This is a genomic window from Campylobacter sp. 2018MI01, assembly GCF_018501205.1.
Classification (GTDB): Bacteria; Campylobacterota; Campylobacteria; order Campylobacterales; family Campylobacteraceae; genus Campylobacter_E.
In genome coordinates this window covers 1-2108 of the sequence record NZ_JAHCZE010000106.1, presented here as the reverse complement: position 1 = coordinate 2108, position 2108 = coordinate 1, and the positions used below count along the sequence as shown (strand labels likewise).

Below are 2108 nucleotides of genomic sequence, written 5' to 3'. Positions count from 1 at the left end.
GGCAACTTCAGATTTGTATAAGATACATTTTAAATACAAATTATAAAGATTTTAATTTGGTTTTAAATGCCTTTAATAAGGGTCAAAATACAAGTATAAAAATAGCTTTAAATAATGTTTTAGATTATGATTACGCCATATTTTTACCGATTGATCAAATATTTTTAAAAACTAATTCAATAAAAACTATCATTTCAAAATATAAAGAAAATTATATTGTTGTTCCTAGATTTAATAATATTAATTCCTTGCCTACTATTTTTGATAAAAAATATTTTAAAGAATTGTGCGAATTAGATAATGATAGCGGTGGAAGAGTGCTAATTCAAAAATATAAAGATAAAGTAATTTTTGTTGATTTATATGATGAATTAGAAGGAAAAGATATAGATACTAAAGAAGATTTAAGGTTGATTGATGAGCGAATTTGTAATTATTAGAGGAGCGGGTGATATTGCTAGTGGTATTGCTGCTAGGCTTTTTAGAGCAGGTTTTAAGATACTTTTATTAGAATGTTTAAAACCAAGTTCAATTAGAACAAAAGTTTGTTTTTCTCAAGCAGTTTACGATAAAACTTGTGAAATAGAAGGTATAAAAGCGAAGTTAGTTAATAAAGATGAGATTTTAGATTGTAAAGATTTTATTCCTATTATAATTGATGAGAATTTAGATATTTTAAATTATATAAAACCAAGGGCTTTAATTGATTCAATTTTAGCTAAAAGGAATTTAGGAACAAATATTAATATGGCTCCTATTGTGATTGCTATTGGACCTGGGTTTTGTGCTGGAATTGACGCTCACGCTGTAATTGAGAGTAATCGTGGCCATAATTTAGGCAAGGTTATTTTAAGTGGTTTTACTGAAGAAAATACAGGAATTCCAGCGAAAGTAGAAGGTATTGGAGCAAAAAGAGTAATCTATGCAAACGATAATGGAATCTTTAAAGCTATTGCTAAAATAGGTGATATTGTAAAAGAAGAAGAAATTATTGCATATATTGATAATACACCTGTTAAAGCTAGTATAAGTGGGCTTTTAAGAGGTATTATTAATGATAATTTTGAAGTAGTAAAGGGTCTTAAAATTGCAGATATTGACCCAAGAATTAGTGAATATGAAAATTGCTTTAGTATTTCAGATAAGGCTAGGAGCATAGGTGGTGGGGTTCTTGAAGCTTTGATGTATTTTGAAAATAGGAATAAAAATGGATGAATTGATAATAAAAGAAATATATAAAAGATGTGAGAAAAATGAAAAAATTGCCTTAATAACTCTTACAAAATCAAGTGGTAGCACTCCTAGAAATGCAGGTTCTATGATGGCTTTATTTAGCGATGGCACAAGCATTGGAAGTATAGGTGGTGGTAAATTAGAATTTGAAGTTTTAAAAGAAGCTAAAGAATGTTTAGAAAATAATAAAAGTAAAATTTTTAATCACGAATTAACACCGAATGGAGACTTAAAAATGCAGTGTGGCGGGCTTGCGAGTGGTTATATAAAAATTATTAATCAAAAAGCAAAATTAATAATATGTGGAGCAGGACATATTGGTAAAGAAATACTATTTTTATCAAAATATTTAGGTTTTTATTCCATTTTAATTGATGATAGACAAGATTATTTGCAAGGTTTAGCAAATGAAGAATATTTCAGCAATTATGAAGATTTGAGTTTTTTAGATATTGATGATAATACTTATGTAATTATTGTTACAAAATCTCATTTAGATGATTATAAATGCTTAAAAAATGTAATAGATAAAAATGCAAAATATGTTGGTGTTATTGGAAGTAAAACTAAACATAAATTCATTAAAGATGAGCTGATTAAAGATAATTTTAGTGCCGAATTATTTAATAAAATTTATGCTCCAATAGGTTTAGACATTGCAAATCAGGAGCCAAGAGAAATTGCGTTTAGTATTTTAAGTGAGGTTTTACTTATCAAAAATCAAGGTAAATTAGCACATAAAAAAAATTTAATCCCTAAATTCCAAAAATATTTTTATGTTTAAGTGTTTTTTAAGTTTAATAACATATAATTCAAGCTTTTTATTTGCTTCTAGCAAATCGTTATTTTAAATAGTTTTATTGTTAATTTTAAAT

3 protein-coding genes are annotated in these 2108 nt (G+C 26.4%); all 3 read left to right on the top strand.

All coding sequences use genetic code 11. From position 1 onward, the window contains the following. Positions 1-440 (top strand): nucleotidyltransferase family protein (locus tag KJQ97_RS09155; RefSeq protein WP_214120655.1); only part of this gene is annotated, 440 nt, incomplete at its 5' end. Then, a complete protein-coding gene (gene yqeB / locus KJQ97_RS09150; protein ID WP_214120654.1) occupies positions 418-1215 on the top strand; it encodes a selenium-dependent molybdenum cofactor biosynthesis protein YqeB in 798 nt (265 codons plus the stop codon). The genes KJQ97_RS09155 and yqeB, both read left to right, overlap by 23 nt. Continuing rightward, positions 1208-2017, top strand: a complete 810-nt coding sequence (locus KJQ97_RS09145) for an XdhC family protein (protein WP_214120653.1) — start codon at positions 1208-1210, stop codon at positions 2015-2017. The genes yqeB and KJQ97_RS09145 overlap by 8 nt, the downstream gene beginning before the upstream one ends. Positions 2018-2108 lie beyond the last annotated feature (91 nt).

Coding starts and splice junctions, on each gene's coding strand:
- yqeB (WP_214120654.1), top strand. CDS start 418: ATGAGCGAATTTGTAATTATTAGAGGAGCGGGTGATATTGCTAGTGGT.
- KJQ97_RS09145 (WP_214120653.1), top strand. CDS start 1,208: ATGGATGAATTGATAATAAAAGAAATATATAAAAGATGTGAGAAAAAT.